At 45.8% G+C, this 22,154-nt stretch carries 2 protein-coding genes; both read left to right on the top strand.

Annotation, left to right across the window (positions count from 1 at the left end; genetic code table 11):
- The first annotated feature begins 10 nt into the window (after positions 1 to 10).
- On the top strand, positions 11 to 10,012 hold the full coding sequence (locus RZO55_RS24245) for an SDR family NAD(P)-dependent oxidoreductase (protein WP_318066821.1): 10,002 nt from the start codon (positions 11 to 13) through the stop codon (positions 10,010 to 10,012).
- A complete protein-coding gene (locus RZO55_RS24240) occupies positions 10,005 to 22,154 on the top strand; it encodes an SDR family NAD(P)-dependent oxidoreductase (protein ID WP_318066820.1) in 12,150 nt (4,049 codons plus the stop codon). The genes RZO55_RS24245 and RZO55_RS24240 overlap by 8 nt, the downstream gene beginning before the upstream one ends.

Below are 22,154 nucleotides of genomic sequence, written 5' to 3'. Positions count from 1 at the left end.
GGAGGTTATCATGTATTCTTATCAGGAAATATATCAAAAAACCAGGCAGAGTGCGGCCGAAGTATTATGCATGAATGAGCAGGACATTAACAATGATAAACGGCTTCCGGAGCTGGGAATGGATTCGATCATTGGAGTGGAATTAATCGTTCGGCTCAACCGCTTTTTTGGCTGTCATCTGGAAAAAAACGTCATTTATGAATATCCGACCATCAATAAGCTGGTTAAATTCATCGAAAGCCAGATAAATCACAGCATTTCTTCAGATTCCGCTGAGCCGCTTAAGGCTCTGTCGGATGATGGTTATTTTCAACAGTTGAAAGAAAAAGGTCAGAACAGTCCGGAGTGGTCTAAAGTGATGGAAGCAATTACGAAAATCTTTGGATCTGTACCAGATGACATTTTGATGCGGTTTTCGAATTTGTCGGATTTAGCTGATTATTTGTCGGGACGGAATGAAACTTATCCGGAGCCTCAGGCAGCGGACAAATTTATTGAAAAAAAGGTGGTTTTAAAAAAAAACCATATATTTAGAGAAGAACATTTAGAAACAAGCCAGGATATTGCGGTGGTAGGAATCAGCGGCAGGTATCCCCAATCGGAACACTTAGATTCTTTTTGGAATCATCTGCTGCAAGGAGACAGCCTGATCAGTGAAATCCCCCCGGAACGATGGGACTGGAAAGAATATGAGGCGGAATCCGGCAGCAAATGGGGCGGTTTTATTAAAAACATCGATCAGTTCGATCCGCTTTTTTTTCATATTTCACCGCGTGAAGCAGTGCAGATGGATCCCCAGATCCGTCTGCTGCTGGAAACAATCTGGGAGACTCTTGAAGACTCCGGGAATACCAGAGAGGGTTTAAAAAAGAACGGTCGTACCGGGCTCTTTGTGGGATGTATCTACCAGCATTACCATCTGCTTAACAGAGCCCGCTGTGCCAACCAGCTTTTTACGGATTCATACTGGTCACTGGTTAACCGCTGTTCTCACTTTTTTAATTTTCAGGGTCCCAGCGTCGCGGTTGACACGGCATGCTCTTCTTCTATGACGGCCATTCATATGGCCTGTGAAAGCATCAGGCGGGGAGAATGCAGTGCGGCCGTCGCTGGCGGAGTTAATTTGAGCCTGCATCCGCAAAAATATATTGCATTGAAACAATTTCAAATGCTTTCAGGGGAGGAACGCAGCTGTACATGGGGGAACGGCAATGGCTACGTTCCAGGAGAAGGGGTTGGCACTGTGCTATTAAAGCCCCTTGAAACGGCCATCCGGGATCAGGACCATATTTATGGAATTATCAAATCCAGCTCCATCAACCATGGCGGAACGACAGATGGTTTTACCGTGCCCAATGGAACGGCACAGCAGGAGTTAATGGAACAGACGCTTAAGAAGGCACATGTTCTGCCTGAAACAATAAGCTATATTGAAACTTCTACCGTTGGTCTGCCGGAAGCCGATAAACAAGAATTAGATACCCTGCTTGAGGTTTTCCGGAATAAACAGAAGACTTGTGCGGTGGGATGTGTTAAGGCAAATACAGGGCATTTAGAAGCAGCCTCCGGTATTTCTCAGTTGACCAAAGTACTGCTGCAGTTAAAACATAAAACTTTAGTACCGGTAATTAATACAGAAGGGGCATACGATAAAATCACAGCGGAAAACTCCCCTTTTTTCTTTGCGAAACAAGCTGAAAAATGGCAGAAAACAGCTGTAAATGTTCCGCTCAGGGCAATGATTAATTCGTTTGGAGCAGGCGGCGCAAATGCATGCCTGTTACTTGAAGAATATGAACCAGTATCCAGGCGCAGCGGTGGGGAATACAGTACGCCTGAAACCGGTGCCAAGGATCGTCAAATGCTCGTCATTCTATCGGGACACAGTAAGGAATGTTTAAAGCAGCAGGCCGCCGGATTGTTAAGCTTTTTACCTAAATGTACGGATATTGAAGGTCTGGCTTACACGTTGCAGATTGGCAGAGAGGCGATGGAATCCCGACTGGCAATGTTATGCAGTGATGAACAGGAGCTGAAACGTCACCTTAAGGCTTTTTTAAGTGAGACGGAAGCTGGCGGAGCAGGGTGGTGCACGGGACAGATACCGGAGGAGGAGGGAGAACAGCCGGCAGATTCACTGGATCAGGCCGCGGCAATTGCTGTAAGAGAGAAAGACTATATAAAAATTATGGAACTATGGACCGGAGGTGCAAAGGTTGATTGGACTGCACTCTACACCAGACAGCCGTATAAGATCTCATTGCCGTCCAGTCCGTTTTGCAGAAAGAGGTACTGGCTGGAAGTGGAGACTAAGGAAATTCCCCTTGCTGTCCCAAAGTCAGAAAATGTAAGACAAGAATCTGTCGTATCAACAGAGCCGCAGTCTGATAAATTAGAAGAAATAATTGTAAATACCTTAGCCGATTTGCTGGAGGTGGACTCCGGGCAGATATCACACCGGAAAAAGTTTCGGGATTTGGGACTGAACTCTGTTTTAGCAACTGAATTTGCAGAGCATCTGGATCGGAAACTGGGGATTTACGTTAATCCGGTGGCCATTTTCAATTATCCTACGGTGGAAAAGCTGACCGGTCATCTGGCGGGTGAACCAGTTCATATTGGAAACCAGGAAAATATCAGCCGGTTCTCCGATTCTGTAGAAAAATGCTCTGGAAACCATGGTAAGAGTGATGAGGCGGTTGCTGTAATCGGAATGTCATGCTGCTTTCCGGGAGCAGAAAATCTGGAAGAATTCTGGCAAAACCTGATGCAGGGCAGAGACAGCATAACGAAAATACCGGATAACCGTCCCGGCTGGCAGCATGGCAGCGACCGGTCTTTGTATCAGTGGGGCGGATTCCTGGCAGATCCGAATAATTTTGACGTACAATACTTCGGCATTCCTAAATCTGAATCAGACAAAATGGATCCCCAGCAAAAGTTCATACTGGAACAGACCAGGCATGCATTGGATCATGCCGGATATACGGCATCAGATATTTCCGGCAGCAACTGGGGCGTTTTTATCGGTGCAGGCAGCGGTGATTTTAACAGATATCGGCCCAGTCATGAATTAGACGCTTTTACTATGCTTGGAGAAAGTAATGCGGTCACAGCCGGCAGAATCTCTTATTTTTATGATCTGCATGGTCCCTGTCTGACAATTGATACCGCCTGTTCCTCTTCATTGACCGCACTGCACCAGGCTGTCAACAGCATTCATACAGGTGAAAGTACGGCTGCCATTATCGGCGGAGTCTGTATTCTGTCGACTCAGGCTATGCATGTGATGACAGAACATGCGGGGATGCTGTCTGCTGATGGGAAACTGCGTGCTTTTGATCAAAATGCCAATGGTTTTGTGCCGAGTGAAGGAGCAGGAGTAATTATCATTAAATCATTGGAGCGGGCGGTGAAAGACGGTGATCATATTTATGGTGTGATAAAAGGAACTGCCGTTAATCAGGATGGACAGACAAATGGTATCACTGCGCCAAACGGTAAGGCACAGTATGATTTGATTTCAGGATTATATCAGAGGATCGGTTTGGATCCGCAGCAAGTCGGATATATAGAAGCCCACGGAACCGGGACCAGGCTGGGTGATCCGATTGAAATTAATGCATTGGCGGAAGTATTTCATAGCCAGAGAAAAGGCACAAAAAGCTGTGCGATCGGCTCAGTTAAAACAAATATTGGCCATAGCCTGACGTCAGCGGGGATGGCCGGGCTGATAAAGACGATTCTCTGCATTTACCATAAAAAGCTGGTTCCTTCGCTGCATTTTGAACAGCCCAATGAATTTATTAATTTTGAAGAGTCGCCTTTCTATGTCAATACCTGCTGCCAGGACTGGCAGACACAGGCAGGCCAGCCAAGAATCGCCGGGGTGAGTTCATTCGGCTTCAGCGGTACCAATGCACATGTGGTGGTAACAGAGTATGATGGTAAATCAGAAGATACATCTTTTTTACCGCAGCAGCCTCAGGAAGATAAGGAGGATCAGCTGCTTTCTTATTTAAAGGATACGTTTCAGAAGGTAACTGGATTTGACATGGAGAAGATTGATATTCATGAACCTTTTGATAATCATGGCATCCATTCGTTAGTCAGCAAAGAGATTATCAGCTGCCTGGAAAAGGATTTCGGACCGCTTCCGGCAACGCTGCTGTTTGAACATTTCACGTTATCTGATTTAAAGGATTATCTGATCAAACAGTATCAGCATCATGTCCCGCAGGTAAGTGATCATGACAGGGGGGTGGCGGAGGACAATGATATTGCCGTAATCGGCATGGCCGGAAGGTATCCTCAGGCAGATGATCTGGATGAATTCTGGAATAACCTAAAGAACGGCAGCGACTGTATTGAAGAGATACCGCTTACCCGCTGGGATCATACACGTTATTATGATCCTGATCCAACTCTTTCCGGGGAAGGAAAAATTTACTCAAAATGGGGAGGTTTTTTAAAGGGAGTGGATCAGTTTGATCCTCTTTTTTTCCGGCTTTCTCACCGTGAAGCAGAACAGATGGATCCCCAGGAACGATTATTTTTAGAAACTGCCTGGGAAGCGCTTGTCAATGCTGGATGCAGCGGACAGCGCTTAAAACAATTAAAACGCCGTGTGGGAGTTTTTGCCGGGGTAACGTCTCATACTTATCAGTACCTGGGTAAAGATACGGCTGACGAAAAGCTGTGGCCCGATTCCTCGGCCTGGTCGGTTGCCAACCGGGTATCTTATCTGATGGATTTCCAGGGTCCCAGCATGCCGGTTGATACGGCCTGTTCTTCTTCCCTGACAGCAGTGCATTTAGCCTGTGAGAGCTTAAAGAAAGGAAGCTGTGATGCAGCTCTGGCAGGAGGTGTAAATTTATACCTGCATCCATCAAAATTTATCCAGATGTCACAGGCGAGAATTCTTTCACCGACTGGAAAAACCAGAAGCTTTGGTGCTGGCAGTGACGGTACCGTACCGGGAGAAGGGGTAGGAGTAATCGTGCTCAAACGGTTAAAGGATGCAGTTGAAAATAAGGATTATATCTATGGTGTAATCAAGGGAAGTGCCATCGGACACGGCGGACGGACAAGCGGTTATACCGTTCCCAATCCGGCGGCACAAAGTGATCTGATTGAGCAGGTAATGAAAGAGAGTCGAATTGATCCTGAATCGATCGGATATGTGGAGGCTCATGCGACTGGTACCTCACTGGGTGATCCCATCGAAGTGGCCGGACTTACAAATGCCTATCGCAAATACACGGGTCAGCGGCAGTTTTGTGCCATCGGATCGGTCAAATCAAATATCGGGCACTTGGAAGCGGCAGCCGGAATTGCCGGGGTGACTAAGATATTGCTGCAGTTTCAGCATAAAAAGCTGGTGCCGTCCCTATACGCAGAAGTTGAAAATCCTGATATCAGTTTTTCGCAGACGCCATTTTATGTACAGAAAAAATATCAAAACTGGAATTCTTTGAAATCGCCGTTAAGGGCTGCGGCTATTAGTTCCTTTGGTGCCGGTGGATCGAATGCGCATATGATTCTGCAGGAATACCCGGAGCAGCAAAACGCCATGTCTTTGTCAGAGCATCCGAATGTAGTGGTATTGTCTGCCGACAATGAGAATGTATTAAAGCGTTATGCCGGCCGGCTGCTCACTTATTTAACAAAAGAAACTGAGCAAAACAGCCGGCAGCAGTTTACCAGCATGCTGGCAGAAATCATCGGGGAAACGCTTGGTATTGATGAAACGCCGGATTACGATGAGGATTTGAGTGAATACGGGCTGGAGTTGACGGAACTGTCGGAAATTGCCGCTAAAGCAGCGGCAAAATCAGGTGTGGATGTGACGCTGGAAGTTCTGCTCCGGCAAAAAACCATCAGACAGATTATGAGGAAGATATTTGGTAATGCTGATGATCAGAAAAGAACATTGGCAGTAAGTCTTGATTCTCTGGCATATACACTGCAGACCGGCAGGAATGAATTGGCAGAGAGAATTTCATTCACTGCAAATAACATTGACGAAGTATGCGATAAGTTAAAACAATATTGTGAGGGAAAGAAAAAAATACCCGGATTTTATCAGAGTGATGGGGTGATCAAACGAAAAGCCGCTTCTGCTGTTTTGGCCTGTTCCCTGGAGAACAATGCTGACTTGGACTGTTTAGCGGCCCAATGGGCGGCAGGGGGGAAAATTCGCTGGGAAGAATTATACGGCCTTCATACACCGCATGTCATTCCACTACCGGCGTGTCCGTTTGAACGGGAACGTTGCTGGATTACTGCCGACGAACCACAGGAATCCGCCAGTACTGCAGTTGAACCCCAATTAAAGAGAGGGATTGTGTTTAAAAATTTCTGGCAAAAAGATATAGGTGAAGTGCTGGATGAAGCGCCGCTGACTGGCAGAAAAATCGGTTATTTTGGATTTGCTGATGAAATGACACAAAAGATATTATCGGCGAATAACGATGTAACGTTTATGGATTCCCGGCCGGATGATTTTTTTAGTTGGCTTAAACAATCGGAGACCCTGCCGGATTATATTGTAATTAATGCCAGATCATTTGATTTACCACAATCGGAAACAGGTATATCGGATATTTTAAATAATAGTTTCTTCCTGCTTTTACAATTGACCCAGATATTAATGCAGGCCAGGAAAAAACATCAAATAAAAATTATTTATCATTATGAAACGAATTCTGAAATTTCACCGTTTCATGAAGCAATATCGGGTTTTGCAAAAACATTGAAACAAGAACATCCCGATATTGCGTTAATTTCCGTCATTACCGAGCATGGAACTAATTCTGGTCTGCAGCTTATCCGGGAAATATCTGCCGATCATGGCTGCGGTGATGAAATTCAATACAAAAACGGGCAGCGATATGTAAAAAAACTGACCTTTTATGATTTTGACCAGAACGGGTTTGACTTTGAAGATCTGAAAGAGCAGGGGGTTTATCTGATTACCGGTGGATTAGGTGGACTGGGCCGGATATTTGGGCAGTGGTTTGTGAGTCAAAAACCGCTTCATCTGATTTTATCCGGGCGTGCAGATTTAATCCAGGCTGACTTAAAAAAACTGGATACGATGAAAAAAGATCCTGACAGCTCGGTTACCTATATTAAGGCAGACCTGTCACGAAAAGAGCAGGTCTTTGATCTGATCAGGCAGATCCGTGTTAAATTTGGAAAAATCAACGGTATCCTGCATTGTGCCGGCTGCAACCGGGATTCTTATATATTAAAGAAAGATTTTTCTGATGCGGAGACTGTCTTCGCAGCTAAAATAAACGGAACGATATGGTTAGATCAGGCAACACGACAGGATGAGCTGGATTTCTTTGTCATGTTTTCGTCAACTGCCGGTATCTGGGGTAATCCCGGACAGAGTGATTATGCATATGCTAATCGCTTTATGGATTCCTTCGCATATCTGAGAGAAGCTTTAGGGCGCAGTGGCAAAAGTCTGTCTGTTCAGTGGCCGTTGTGGAAAGACGGGGGAATGAAAATTTCTGACCGGGAACTTCAGATGGTCCGAAATAAAACCGGAATAGATCCGCTGGACAGTGAAAGCGGAAAAGCATTTTTTGTGCATGCGCTCAACAGCAGAGACTGTAATATCGGGCTGGTCTGGGGAGATCATGACAAGCTGGAAGGCATGCTCAAGGCCGATAACAATCAACCACTAAATAATAGGGATAATGGTCCGGTTTTAGAAGTACTGGAGCCTGATTTGGGACGACTGCAGAAACAGGCAATGAAATACTTAAAAGATATTTTATCGGCTATAACCAAAACTCCGGCAGAGCGGATGAAAGAAGACATGTCCTTTGAAAGTTACGGATTAAATTCGCTGATGATTGTTGAAATGACAGAAAAAATGGCGAAAGTATTGGGGAAAATACCAGTCACACTCTTATACGAATATGAAAATTTAGAGGCGCTGTCTTTCTATCTGGCAGAAAATTATAGTTCTCAACTGAAGGGATTACTCAATATGGAGGATCAGCCTCCAAAGCAGCAGCTTTTCTCAGGTATGCCTGATCAGGCTGTAGAAAACAGCATTCCCATCTGCCATCGCCTGTCAAAAGAAGAGAAAGAGATCGCAATAATCGGTATAGCCGGAACTTACCCGATGGCAGAGAATCTGGATGAATTCTGGGATAATCTGGCGGCAGGCAAAGACTGTATCAGTGAAATACCGCCGGACCGGTGGGATAATAGTATTTATTTTGATCCCCAAAAAGGGAGGGAAGGAAAATATTATAGTAAGTGGGGAGGTTTTATTAACGGCGTCGGAGATTTTGATCCGTCCTTTTTCCAGATCTCACCAAAAGATGCAGAACTCACCGACCCACAGGAACGGCTGTTTCTTAAAACTGCCTGGCACACCATTGAAAATGCCGGTTATACCAGAAATCAGCTGTCCAGTCTGAAGACCGGTGTTTTTGTGGGCGTAAGCTATGGCGAGTATCAGTTGTTAAATGCTGAGAAGTGGTCGGGCAGGATGAAACAGGCAGTCTCCTCTTCCTATTCATCCATTGCCAATAGAGTTTCTTACCTGCTTAATTTTACCGGGCCGAGCATTGCCGTCGACACCATGTGCTCCTCTTCATTAACGGCCATTCATCTCGCCTGTCAGAGTATCCGGTCGGGAGAGTGTGAAGCGGCCCTGGCCGGAGGGGTGAATTTAAATCTTCATCCCAATAAATATCTCCAGTTAAGTCAGGGTGAGTTTTTATCAACTGACGGCAGATGCCGCAGCTTTGGAGAAGGCGGGGATGGTTATGTCCCAGGTGAAGGAGTGGGAGCAGTTCTGTTAAAACCTCTTGATAAAGCAATCGGGGACGGAGACAACATTTATGGAATTATAAAATCCAGTGCTGTTAATCACGGCGGTAAAACGAACGGCTATACCGTGCCGAATGCAGGAAAGCAGGCGGAGGTAATTGCCCAGGCAGTTGAACAGTCAGGGTGTGAGCCGTCCACCATCAGCTACATTGAAGCTCATGGAACCGGAACTGCTTTAGGGGATCCCATTGAAATAGCAGGTCTGTTAAAGGCTTTTGGACGAAAAAAAGGAAAGCCGGGGAGTTGTGCAGTAGGATCGGTCAAATCCAATATCGGGCATTTGGAGGGGGCGGCCGGAATTGCAGGTTTGACAAAAATATTATTGCAGATGAAATATAAAAAACTGGTACCGTCAATCAATAGTAATCCAGTCAATCAAAAGATTGATTTTAGTTCTACCCCCCTTTATCTGCAGCAGACGCTGTCGCCATGGGAGCCGGATTATGTACCAAGAAGAGCGGGAATAAGTTCATTTGGTGCCGGAGGTTCAAATGCCCATATGATCATTGAGGAATATTCTGGCAGCCAGCCCCCAAAAAGAAGTGGAACGGAAAACGGAATTTTCATTTTATCAGCGAAGAATCAGCAACGGCTGAAGGAGTACGCTGCAAGTACAATTGCTTATTTAAAAAAGCATCCGGACGTTAATTTTTACGACTTTATCTATACCATGCAAACGGGAAGAGAAGCGATGGATGAACGGCTGGGCTTTGCAGCTGAGACAGCTGCTGATGTAAGTAGGTTGTTATCTTCGTATTTGCTGGCACCGGAAACTTTGCCGGAGGGAATCTGCCACGGGAACCGAAAAAAGAATAAAAATAGTGATTTTAATATCCAGGAAATTGAGGAAATGATAGAAAGATTCATGATCAGCCATGACTATCAGGGATTGCTGCAATTATGGGCACAGGGAGCTGAAATCAATTGGAAACTTCTATATCAGAATGAAACTCCGCATAAAATTGAAGCCCCTGTTTATCCTTTCCTTAAACAAAAATACTGGCTTGCACCACTCACGGAAGATACCGCTTTGAAGCCGGTTGACGAACTTACGGATGAACCGCTGATCAGTATCCTTAATCGTCTTGCCAATGAGGAAATCAGTTTGAATCAGGCTAAGCAGTTTATGGAGGAAGAGTATAATGGATAAGCAATTAACGCTGTCTGATATTTTAGAGAAAGTAAAAAATAAGGAACTTAGTGCCCGGGACGGGTACCGGCTGATTAAAGCTTCTCCAGGCTGCGCACTGGCTGAAATTGAAGCAGCTAAGCCAGCCGCCAGTTTTAGTTATAACTGGACAGAGACAAAAGATCCACCAGCAGACCAGCTTGTTCAGGGAATCGTGCTGGTAATTTCCCAAACAGAAGAACTGGCCGCCAAATTGAGAGAAAGGGGCGGTCAGGATGAAGATAATACCGTTATTTCTGTAACTCCGGGAGGTGGTTTTGAAGAATATGGACCACGTCAATACCGGATTAATCTGAATCAGCAGGAAGATTATCAGCAGTTATTTATCCATTTACAAAATGATGGGCTGATACCTGATCTGATTATCCATTCGGCATCGGCGCCTGGTTCTGGTCAAGAGCTGGAAAGTGGAATATATTCTGTTTTTATGACGGTAAAAGCTTTTCTGACATGCCGCAGAAATGGTGATGTTAATTTTTTATATGTTTATCCTACGGATGGAAAGCCACAGCCTGCTTTTACAGCAGTGTCAGCTTTTTTAAAATCGCTGCAATTAGAATTTTTAAAATTCAAAGGAAAAACAATAGGCTGTAAAGAAAATTCCGGGGCCGATTTCTTTGCTGCAGTCTGCTGCGAAAGCGCCGCCAGATTTACCGGAGCAGATACAATCCTATACCAGAATGACAAACGGTATGTGAAAAAACTGGCTGAATATGATTGCGCCAATGACATCCAGCCATCTCTTCTGAAAAATGGCGGAGCTTATCTGATCACCGGAGGAATCGGTTCGCTTGGAATGAGTATTGCTGAATTTCTGATTAACAATTATCAGGCTGATATTATCCTGGTATCCCGGTCAGATCCGGGTCCTGAACAGCAGGAGATGATCAGAAAACTTCAGAAAACGGGTCAGACAATCCATCATCTGAAGACAGATATAACAGTAAAGGCTGCCGTTGACAACATGATGGAGAAAACTGCTGACCTCTTAGGCCGGTTAAATGGAATCATTCACTGTGCCGGTATCCTGAAAGATTCCCTTTTTCCTGATAAAAGTTTAGAACAATTTAAGCAGGTCATAGGACCAAAAGTGAAAGGAACTATGCTGCTGGATCAGGCGTCTGAACGTCTGCCGCTGGACTTTGTCATGTTTGCCTCTTCATCGACAGCTGTTTTAGGGAACATCGGACAAAGCGATTACGCCTACGCCAATAGCTTTATGGACTTTTATACGGAATTACGTGAGGTTAAATCCGTCAAAGGATTGTGCTGCGGCAAAACCATCTCAGTAAATTGGCCTCTGCTGGCTGGCGGAAGGATGGATGTTGGAAAAGAAACAAAAGCTTTACTTGAGAAGACAGCTGGGATCATCCCCCTTTCTCATTCTAAATGTCTCAATGTATTTATAACCGCACTCAGCAGTAACCTGAAACAGCTGGTGGTTTTTGACGGAGACATTGGAAAAATAAAGCAATTAGCAGCAAAAAGGTTTGCGGATCAGGAGGCAGTGCCTGTTCCCGGACCAGCACCTGACAAGGTGTCACCTGATCTGCCCGAACAGGAACTTATTAATAAAATGAAAGATCAAATCAGCGATGTGATTCATAACCTGTTAAAAATAGAGAAGAATCAGATCGATTTTACCGACGATATGCAGGATTATGGTTTTGACTCGGTAACTCAGACCAGGTTTATTAATGAGATCAATGCAGTTTATAATTTTGAATACACTCCGGCGGTATTTTACGAATTGGAGGAACCTACCCTTGAGTGTCTGGTTACATATCTGTACAAAGAGCAGCATGCTGCAATCGCACAATATTACCGGCTATCCGCTGAGCAGACTGAACAAGTCATAAGCCTGCCTAGGCAAAAAACGGTGAAGGAAGGGAAAAGTTCGGATCAACCAAGTATGGGGGAAGAGAAAATCGCTATTATCGGCATCAGTTGTGTGATGCCGGGATCTGGAAATGCCCAGGAATTCTGGACGAATCTGATTGGGGATAAAGAACTGATCAGAAGAATACCTGCAGAACGGTTAAGGAAAGGTGCTTTCTCTGAACTGGACCCTGAGCAGATTCAGGCTGGTTTTATTGAAGATGTGGCCATGTTTGACAATAAATTCTTTGGAATTTCACCACGGGAGGCCAAATATATGGACCCGCAGCAGCGCATTTTACTGGAGGAGATCTGGCATGCTTTTGAGGATGCCGGGTATGCTGTTCCAAAGTTCTCTGATTCAGACACCGGTGTATTTATTGGTGCCGCATCTGTTGAATATTTTGAACTATGGAAAGAAAACCGGACCGAAGTTGATCCTTACGCAGCAACCGGCATGTCATCTTCTCTGTTAGCCAACCGGATTTCCTATTTATTCAATTTTCATGGACCCAGTGTAACCGTTGATACCGCCTGTTCCAGTGCGTTAACTGCTATCTGTCATGCAGTGGACAATATAAGGGCAAAACGTTGCCGCATTGCTGTTGCGGGAGGCATTAACCTGCTCCTTTCCTCTTCTTCATTTCAGGCCTTTGGGGCGGCGGGAATGCTCAACTCGGATGGAAAATGCAGGCCATTTGATGAAAAAGCCAATGGTTATACAAGAGGCGAAGGTTGCGGTGTGGTGATCTTAAAACCGCTGACAGATGCAGTCCGGGACCACGATCACATCTATGGAATTATCGAGGGCACAGCAATGAATCATGGGGGCAGGGCCAATTCACTGACAGCTCCCAATGCGCTGGCGCAGGCAAAGCTTGTGGAACAGGCGTATGAAAACGCGGGTATAGCTCCTTCGTCTGTGAGCTATATTGAAACTCATGGAACCGGAACCAGGCTGGGTGACCCGGTGGAAATCAACGGCTTAAAGAAAGCATTTGAAGCCCTTTATAAAAGGGAAAATATGCCGCTTTCCAAACAACACGTCTGCGGCCTTGGATCTGTGAAAGCCAATATCGGGCATCTGGAAGGCGCTTCCGGGATTGCCGGGCTTATTAAAGTCCTGCTTGCCATGCAGCACAGACGGCTTCCCGGGCTGAAGCATTATCAGAAGTTAAATCCGATGATCTGCCTGAAGGACACGCCGTTTTTTATTGTTGAATCGGAAGCCTCCTGGGATACCGGTGTCAATGAACACGGGGAAGAGCTGTCCAGGGTTGCCGGAGTCAGTTCATTTGGCTTTGGTGGGTCAAATGCTCATCTTGTAATCAGGGAATATAAGAAAAACAGGGAGCCGGAGTTTGCTCTTCCTGCCCAGGCAATTCCTGTTTCGGCAAAGAGTGAAGATAGCTTAAAGTGTTATCTGAAAGCATTAAAAGATTTTTTAAATACTGCCTCTGCAGCTCCGGTCAATTTAAATGATCTTGCTTATACATTCCAGACCGGGCGGGAACCAATGCCGGTTCGTGCGGTATTTATTGTCCGGGAGATAATGGAATTGCCGGCGCTTCTGGAGCAGGTGCTGTCCGGTAGTCAGCAATATCATAAGCCGATTAAGGGCGGCTCGGTTCCGGAAGATTCTAAAGCAGAAGAACTGGCACTCCATTGGCTGGAGGCGGACGCAGTGGACTGGTATGCCCTGTATGACGCACATCGTCCATTTAAAATTTCTCTTCCTGTCTACCCGTTTGAAAAAAAGGAATTCTGGCTTCCGTTAAAAGAACATCAGGTCATACCGGAAAAAGCAGAAGAACAGTGTCAGGATAAAGAGCCGGAAAGGATCCGGCTGCGTCTCCACCATGATCCGGAATCCGGTAACTCTTACGGGACTGCAGCAATTCCAGCCGGAAAAATCAGACCGGCGGAAGTTAGTATGGAGGTGCCTGGAATGACGGGAATGATTAAAGAGCTGATATCCGAAATCCTGCATCTGTCTGTTGACGAAATTGATCCGGAAATCCCCATGAATGAGTACGGCCTGGATTCCATCGCTTCGGTAGAACTGGCAAAAAAAATAAGTGGTAAATTAAATACCCAATATAAAGCGGATTTGATTTATGAATATCCTACCGTCAATAAACTGTCATATTATCTGGTACAGTGCAATGGCACCGTGCCTGTTCAAAACGTTATGGCTGCAGACATCGGGGATGACGATATCGCTGTGATCGGGATGTCCGGCCGTTTTCCTGGTGCCGAAAATACTGATCAGTTCTGGTCGATGCTGAAAGCGGGAGGCGATGGTATCTGTGAAATTCCCAAAGACCGCTGGGATATCCGTGAATTTTACGATGAGGATCCACAAAAAAACGGCAAAACAAATTGCCGCTGGGGCGGTTTTATCAGCGGCATCGACAAATTTGATCCGTTATTTTTCCGGATATCACCAACAGAAGCACAGGTTATTGATCCACAACAGCGGATATTCCTGGAGGAGTGTTACAGGGCGCTGGAAGATGCCGGTTATGCCAGGGAAAGGCTGGACGGCAGTAAGTGCGGAGTTTATGTTGGTGTCGTAAATTATAATGAATACGGAAAACTGCTTGAAGGTACTGATTATGATGATGATCTGGGACATGCAATGCTGGGCAGTTCCAACGCGATCCTTGCATCACGGATTTCTTATTTTTTGAATCTGAGGGGACCGGCCATGGCGATTGATACGGCATGTTCCTCCTCTCATGTGGCAATCCATCTGGCTTGCAAAGCACTGTTGAATCAGGAAATCGACCTTGCGCTGGCCGGTGGTGTCATGCTTCAGATCGGGCCTAAAAGATTCTTGCTGACCAGCAAGTCGGGTGCGTTATCGCCGACCGGCAAATGCCGGACTTTTGACAACCAGGCAGATGGTTATGTGCCCGGAGAAGGAGCCGGAGCGGTGGTTTTAAAAAGACTTGGCAGGGCGGTGGAAGACAGGGATAACATTCTGGGCATTATTAAAGGAAGCTGTGTGAACCAGGACGGTATGACAAATGGAATTACTGCGCCAAGTGCAGCATCACAGCGGGAGCTGGAACTGGAGCTTTACAGACAGACCGGGATTAATCCTGATACCATCTCTTATGTGGAAGCACATGGAACAGGGACCAAACTGGGAGACCCGATTGAGGTTCATGCGCTTTCTCAGGCTTTTGGACAGTACACCAGCAGGAAACAGTTTTGTGGTATTGGCTCAGTCAAAACAAACATTGGTCATGGTGCTGCTGCTGCCGGAATCAGTGCAGTTATCAAAGTGCTGCTGTCAATGCGCCATCGGCAGCTTGTGCCTTCTCTCAATTATTACACCCCAAATGAACATATTGATTTTGAAAACAGTCCGTTCTATGTAAATACCCGGTTAACCGGATGGGAGCCTGTCCTTACTGACAAACGAAGAGCGGCTGTCAGCGGGTTTGGATTAAGCGGAACCAACTGCCATATCATCCTGGAGGAACCTCCTGAGCCCGATAAAAATATATATTCACTGCCTTATTGCCTGATAATGCTGTCTGCGAAAAGTAAATCTGCTCTGGCAGCCAGGATTTCGGATTTAAAACAGTATTTGTTAAGTAATCCAGGACTGTCGTTAGCGGATATCAGTTATACCTTGTCAGAAGGGCGGAGTCATTACAATTTCCGCTTTGCAGCTGTCGTTGATACCACCGCGTCTTTGGTACAGTGCCTGGAGGCTGTCAGCAGCGGTCGTCCTGAGGAATGGCCATGTTATTTCGGGAGTAATGCAGTTCAGAACGTAGACAGCACCGGTATACGAACGGAGATCAGTCAACTGATTACCCAATTGAACGAGTCGTCTGAGGATGAACCGGTCAGGAAGATATTTGACCGGCTGGCTCGTCATTATACGGCTGGCGGTGATCTGGATCTGAATAATTTTTTCCGGCAGCACCGCACCAGAACGGTAGAACTGCCTGCTTATCCATTCGACCCGCAGCGGTGCTGGGCGGACAGAAAAAACGCCGGGCGGGGCAGCGGCGCGATCAACTGCCATATGAAGAAATCAATGGTTACGGCGGATGAAACAGAACAGATTTATCAGCTCGTTGTCGATGGCAGCGAATTTTATTTAAGAGAACATGTAATTGATGGGAATAAAGTATTTCCGGCAGTTGCCTTTTTGGAGCTGGCAATCCGGGCAGGAGAACGATTCAGCAGTTCTGAACATCTGAGTATTCAGAATATTGTTTTTGCAGCGCCTCTAATCGTGGGTAAAGCACCAGTGACCATACAGATTAAGCTGTGCAGACAACAAACCCGCATTCTATTTCAGATTAATGCCAACAATGATAACGGCAACCCGCAGATTCATTCACAAGGCTATCTGATTGAAGAGGCATCACCAGCCGGACAGCAAAAGATGGTTCCGGTCAACGTTTCAGAAGTGATCAATAAATGCGGAAAAAACTTAAAGAGAGATCAGATCTATCACCTTTATCAGACTATTGGAGTGGAATACAGCGGGACGTTCTGTTCCCTGAATGAAATTTGCTATGATCAGGACGAAGCACTTTCCCGGTTCAACGAAGAGATTTTTCCTTTGGACCCTGAATTTAAACTTCATCCAGTACTGGTTGACGGCTTGCTGCAAACCACACTGGGAATCGGTCTGGAAGCGAAAGAAGCGCAGCAATGCAATTATCTGCCTTATGTGATTGAAAAAGTAATCAGCTATGGGGATTATAACCGGGCCGTTTACGGTTATGTAATAAAAAATAAAATAACGAAAAACGATAAGGAACTAATGAAATTTGACATAATGCTGCTGGATAAAGACGGTGTCATTTTGCTGCAGCTTAAAAATCTTTCCGTGCGGGCCACCGGTAGAAAAGATGGTCCCCCCCATGAAAGTCCGGTGTCAGCGGACACGTTGAATGACAGTCGCGGGCTGAGGTATTATCAATGGATCGAACGGCCGCTGCCATTATCCTCTGTATCTGATAATCATGAGATCAGCCAGATTATGTTGTTTGATGATGATACCGGTCTGGAGTTGCAGATTAGCCGGGATTACCCGGAAATTGCTTTGTTGCGGAACGGATTGGCAGAGGTTAATACGGTAGATGAACTAACCGATCGGGCAGATAAATTTTATATCATCTACCGATGTCCGCCGGATTATTTCAAAACAGACTGTGAAATCCAGCCGGGGGATTTGTTTTATCCGTTGTTTACTCTTGTAAAGACGCTTGCCAGGCTCCGCCAACCGGCAAATATTCTGTTTTTATATCAGACATCACAATCGGTTACTCAGGCGTTGTGCAGAGCAGCAGGGGCGTTTGCAAAATCTGTTATCAAAGAGCTTCCCGGTATTCAGATTAAAACAATCGAACAGAGCAGTGAAGGCTTAAATTATCCAGGTACAGCGGTACTTTTAGATGAACTTCAAAGCGGCGGAACAGCAGAAATCCGATATGACAGTTCCTGCCGCAGTGAAAGAGTGCCGGCAGATTTTAATCCTGTCCGGTCAGTACCGGCAATCCGCCAGGGTTTTAAAGAGCACGGTATTTATCTGATTACCGGCGGTAGCGGCGGACTGGGGTTGATTTTTGCAGAATATCTGGTACGCAGCTATGATGCTTTTGTTATTCTGTGCGGAAGAACAGAGCCTGATCAGTCCAGGCGGCAAAAAATACGCGCGTTTGACCAGCAGCAGAAAAATACTGTATTTTTAACTTGTGATTTAAACAGCCAGGAACAGGTTTCCAAATTATTGGATCGGATAAAAGCCGATTATGGAAATCCTGATGGGGTCATTCATGCAGCAGGGATTATTGATGATGGTTATATTATTAAAAAAGAAATTGATTCAGTCAGTACCATCATCAATCCCAAAATAAGGGGAACCATTCATTTAGTCAATGCTTTGAAACATCAGCCATTAGACTTATTTATTGGTTTTTCTGCAATAGCGGCAGTAACCGGAAATGCGGGTCAATGTGATTACGCTTACGCAAACCGTTTTATGGATGAATATTTGTCTCTGTTATCCCGGGATCAGGAGTGGCAGAGCCACGTTTTAACAACTATTTCAATTAACTGGCCGCTTTGGAAAGAGGGCGGAATGAGATTAGATGAGCGGCTTTCCTGTTTACTTGAGCAAACGAAAACAATTCCTTTGGAAAGCGCAGCTGGTATTTCGGCCCTGGAGACCATCATAAAAAGCGGTAAAACAAACGTTGCGGTATTTGCCGGAGGCGCAGCTGAGGTAAAACAACACCATACCACCCCCCGTCCGGAAGAAGCAGAGGCAGATATCGGGCAGATTGATAAGAAACTGCTTGCAGTAATTGAAGAGCATCTGCAGATTTCTCCGGGTGTTGTAGATTTACACAAAGACTTACGGGAATATGGATATGACTCGATCAACCTTACCGTGCTGGCAAATTTAATCAACAGAAAGTATGGTTTAGAGATTACGCCGGCGTTGTTTTTTGAGGCAGATGAGCTTACGGTCCATTCTCTGTCAGAACTGTTAAAAGATTACTTTTGCCCAATGGGAGGCATAGCAGATGATATACCGGTCAGGACTGTCAATGAGGTTAAGACGATACCAGATGATCCGGGCAATCAGAGCATCGCAATTATCGGGATCAGTGGGAGAATGCCGGGATCGGATGACTTAGAAGAGTTCTGGAATAATTTACAGGCCGGAAACAGTCTGGTTACTGAAATTCCAAAAGACCGCTGGGATTGGCAGGAGTATTATGGGAATCCGCTGGATGAAGATGGGAAAACAGATTGTAAATGGGGGGCGTTTTTAAATGATGTAGATACCTTTGATGCAAAATTTTTTAATATATCCAGGCGGGAAGCAGAGCTTATGGATCCGCAGCAAAGAATCATGCTGGAAGTTGTCTGGTCGCTGTTGGAAAATGCAGGCTATCACCCGAATCGGTTTAAAGATCTTAAAACCGGTTTATACCTTGGCATCGCAGGCTCGGATTACAGCCAGCTGGTGAGTCAGTCCCAAGACGGAATCAAAGCCCAGGCGGCGACTGGTTTATCACATGCGATGACAGCAAACAGAATCTCTTATCTGTTTGATTTTCAAGGACCCTGTGAAGCAATCAATACCTCTTGCTCCAGTTCCCTGGTGGCAGTCCATAATGCGGTACGGGCGATCCGCTGCGGTGAATGTGAGATGGCAGTGGCAGGCGGAGTCAATGTAATCCTGAGTCCGGTTTCACAGATCGGTTTTGGTAAAGTAGGGGTGTTGAGTAAAACAGGTAAGTGCCGGACATTTGACTGTGATGCTGATGGTATCGTCAGGGGCGAAGGGGCCGGGGCTGTTCTTTTAAAGAAGTTATCCGATGCACGCCGGGACGGTGATCATATATATGCCATCATTCGGGAAACCGGAGTCAATCATGGCGGCCATTCATCCTCTCTTACCGCGCCTAATCCACAGGGGCAGATCAGGCTGCTTACAGAAACGTATCAGAAAGCCGGGATCAATCCTGAAACCATCTCCTATATTGAGTGCCACGGTACCGGAACCAAATTAGGGGATCCGGTTGAGATTAATGCTCTAAAGAAAGCGTTTGATCAGCTGCAGCGACAATGGGGACAGGAAAACCACACCAGAAAAAGCTGCGGACTAGGGTCTGTAAAGACGAATATCGGACATCTGGAAGCTGCATCCGGTATTGCCGGTCTGCTGAAAGTCGTGCTGGCAATGAAGCATCAGGTGATTCCCGGAAACGCCGGATTTAAGCAGCTGAATCCGTATATTAACCTGGATGGCAGCCCTTTCTACATTGCCCGGGAGAGCAGCCGGTGGGAAACCAGTGAGACTCCGCGCAGAGCAGGGATCAGTTCCTTTGGGATGGGAGGTACCAATGCCCATGTCATTTTAGAAGAGTACCAGGAGAACGAGTGTGCACAAGCGGTCTCACAAGATAAATATCTGATGCTGCTTTCAGCGAAAAATCTAAGAACCCTGAAGCGCTACAGCAACATATTGTGCAGTTATATAAAGCGTTATGGCAGCAGTGATACCCGGTTTTTGTCAGGTATTTGTTATACATTTGCGGCTGAAAGAGTGCATTTGAACCATCGGCTGGCGATTATTTTCAGCAATATCGATCAGCTGGCTGACAGCCTGAAACGATTCACAGATCATGAAGCAGCCTGGACCGACTGCTTTTTATATGGGGAAGTAAAAGAAGGAGAGAAAGTAATAAATGTATCGGAGGAGGAGCTCAAATTAGAATGGAATAGTAAAAATTACGACAAGATTGCACAAATATGGTGCACCGGAATGAACATTCCCTTCCAGACGATTTATGGCGATCAGCATCCGGAGCGGGTTCCGGTGCCGACCTATCCATTTGAAAAAGACCACTATTGGATTACTGCCTGCCCCTCTGACCATTCGGATGCCCGGTCCTTAAATTACGGATCACCAGAGTGGCATACGGTGGATTTTTCTGATCAGGAAGTATGTACTGATCAATCAGCCGAAGCCATCATTATCTTTTCAGGAAATTCCAGAGAAGCGGCAGAAATGCTTCAAAGAAAGTTGGGAGGGCGGTGTAAAAAAATAATAGATGCAGCCGGTCTCAGCTCTGTAAATAGTGCTGGCGCAGAACCTTACATAAAATCTGCCAAAGAAATTTATCTGATCGGAAATCTGCAGAAACCACAACAGACCGATGATGCCGAAGCACTGTCCGGTATTGCCGAAAAGGAAGTTTTATTGTTTAAGCATCTGGTTGGTATGCTGGATGGACTGAAAGTTATATACAGACCGGTAAAATTGATCATTGTGACAGCCGGTACATGGATTGTTAACCGCCAGGATATCTGTTACCCTGGTTCGGCAGCAGTCTTTGGCTTTGCAGGTGTTGCCGGGCGGGAATATCCGCAGGCAGATATCAGGTATTATGATCTGTCATTATTTCAGTCCTGGAGATTTGAACAACAGGATGTGCCCGTTTTATTAAAAGCAGTAGCCACTTCTGTGGGAAGATGGCCGAATCCGGCAGCAGTCAGAGATGGCTGTCTGTATGAACGAAATGTTGCTGCATTGCAGCTGACTGAGGCGGAGCCGGTCGGTTTTCGTGAACAGGGTGTATATCTGATTTTAGGAGGCACAGGTGGGATCGGTTATCAGCTTGCCATGTATCTGGCCGGGCATTACCATGCTAAACTCGTACTTCTGGGAAGAAGGGCTGTATCTCCGGCAATTGAAGAAAAACTGAGAAACATTTCACAAAAAGGCGGCACGGTTAGTTATCTGCAGGCAGATGCGTCATCCCAGCAGGATATGGATCAGGCGGTAAACCAGACGATTGCAAAATACGGTGTAATTCATGGTGCCATTCACTCCGCAGCTGTACTGCACGATAGAATTATTGCCGGATTAACAGATCAGGAACTGATTGATGTTTTAAAACCCAAGTTGCAGGGATCGATTCATTTTGGCAAAGCCTTACAAGCGTGCAGACCAGACTTTTTATTGCTCTTTTCATCAGCAGCTTCTTTTACCGGAAGAGCGGGACGGGCCGCCTACACTGCGGCAAATACCTTCCAGGATGCTTGTGGAGAATATCTGGGGCAATTGGCAGCTTATCCGGTAAAAGTCATTAACTGGGGCAATTGGGATGGAACCGGGATGGCGGCAGATGAAAAGCTCAGCTTATTATTCCGGACAGCCAGAATTAAACCCATTGGTGTTGATGAGGGAATGATGGGGCTGGAAAGAATTTTAAAATCGGAGAGACAGCAAATAGTTGTAACTGGCGGCACTGTCCCAAATAAAAATGCCGAAGAATCCTCGGCTGTGCCACCGGTTGTTCCGGTACCTGATGCCAGACTGATCGAAGAACAGGTCATCACCTGTCTTTGTGATGTTCTTAAGCTGACCAAAGATGAAGTGTGTTCATCGGATACTTTTGATGATATGGGAGTGGATTCAGTCCTGGCCATTGAGATTGTCCATAAGCTTAATTCAACGCTCGCCGCCACACTGCGAAATACGGATCTGTTTAATTATCCAACTGTCCGGTTATTAACAAATTATCTGAATGAGAGTATGGCAAAACAATCTTCCGTACAGTTAAATAACCAAAGCGATTCACAGATGTTAAGCCTTTTTGACGGACTCAGGTCAGGTGACATCGATGTGGAGCAGGCTCTTTCAACGCTGGACGGCTGGGACGGCTGA

It is taken from the genome of Clostridium boliviensis (assembly GCF_033342255.1).
Lineage (GTDB): Bacteria > Bacillota > Clostridia > Lachnospirales > Lachnospiraceae > Lacrimispora > Lacrimispora boliviensis.
This window is presented reverse-complemented; position numbering and strand designations above follow the sequence as displayed.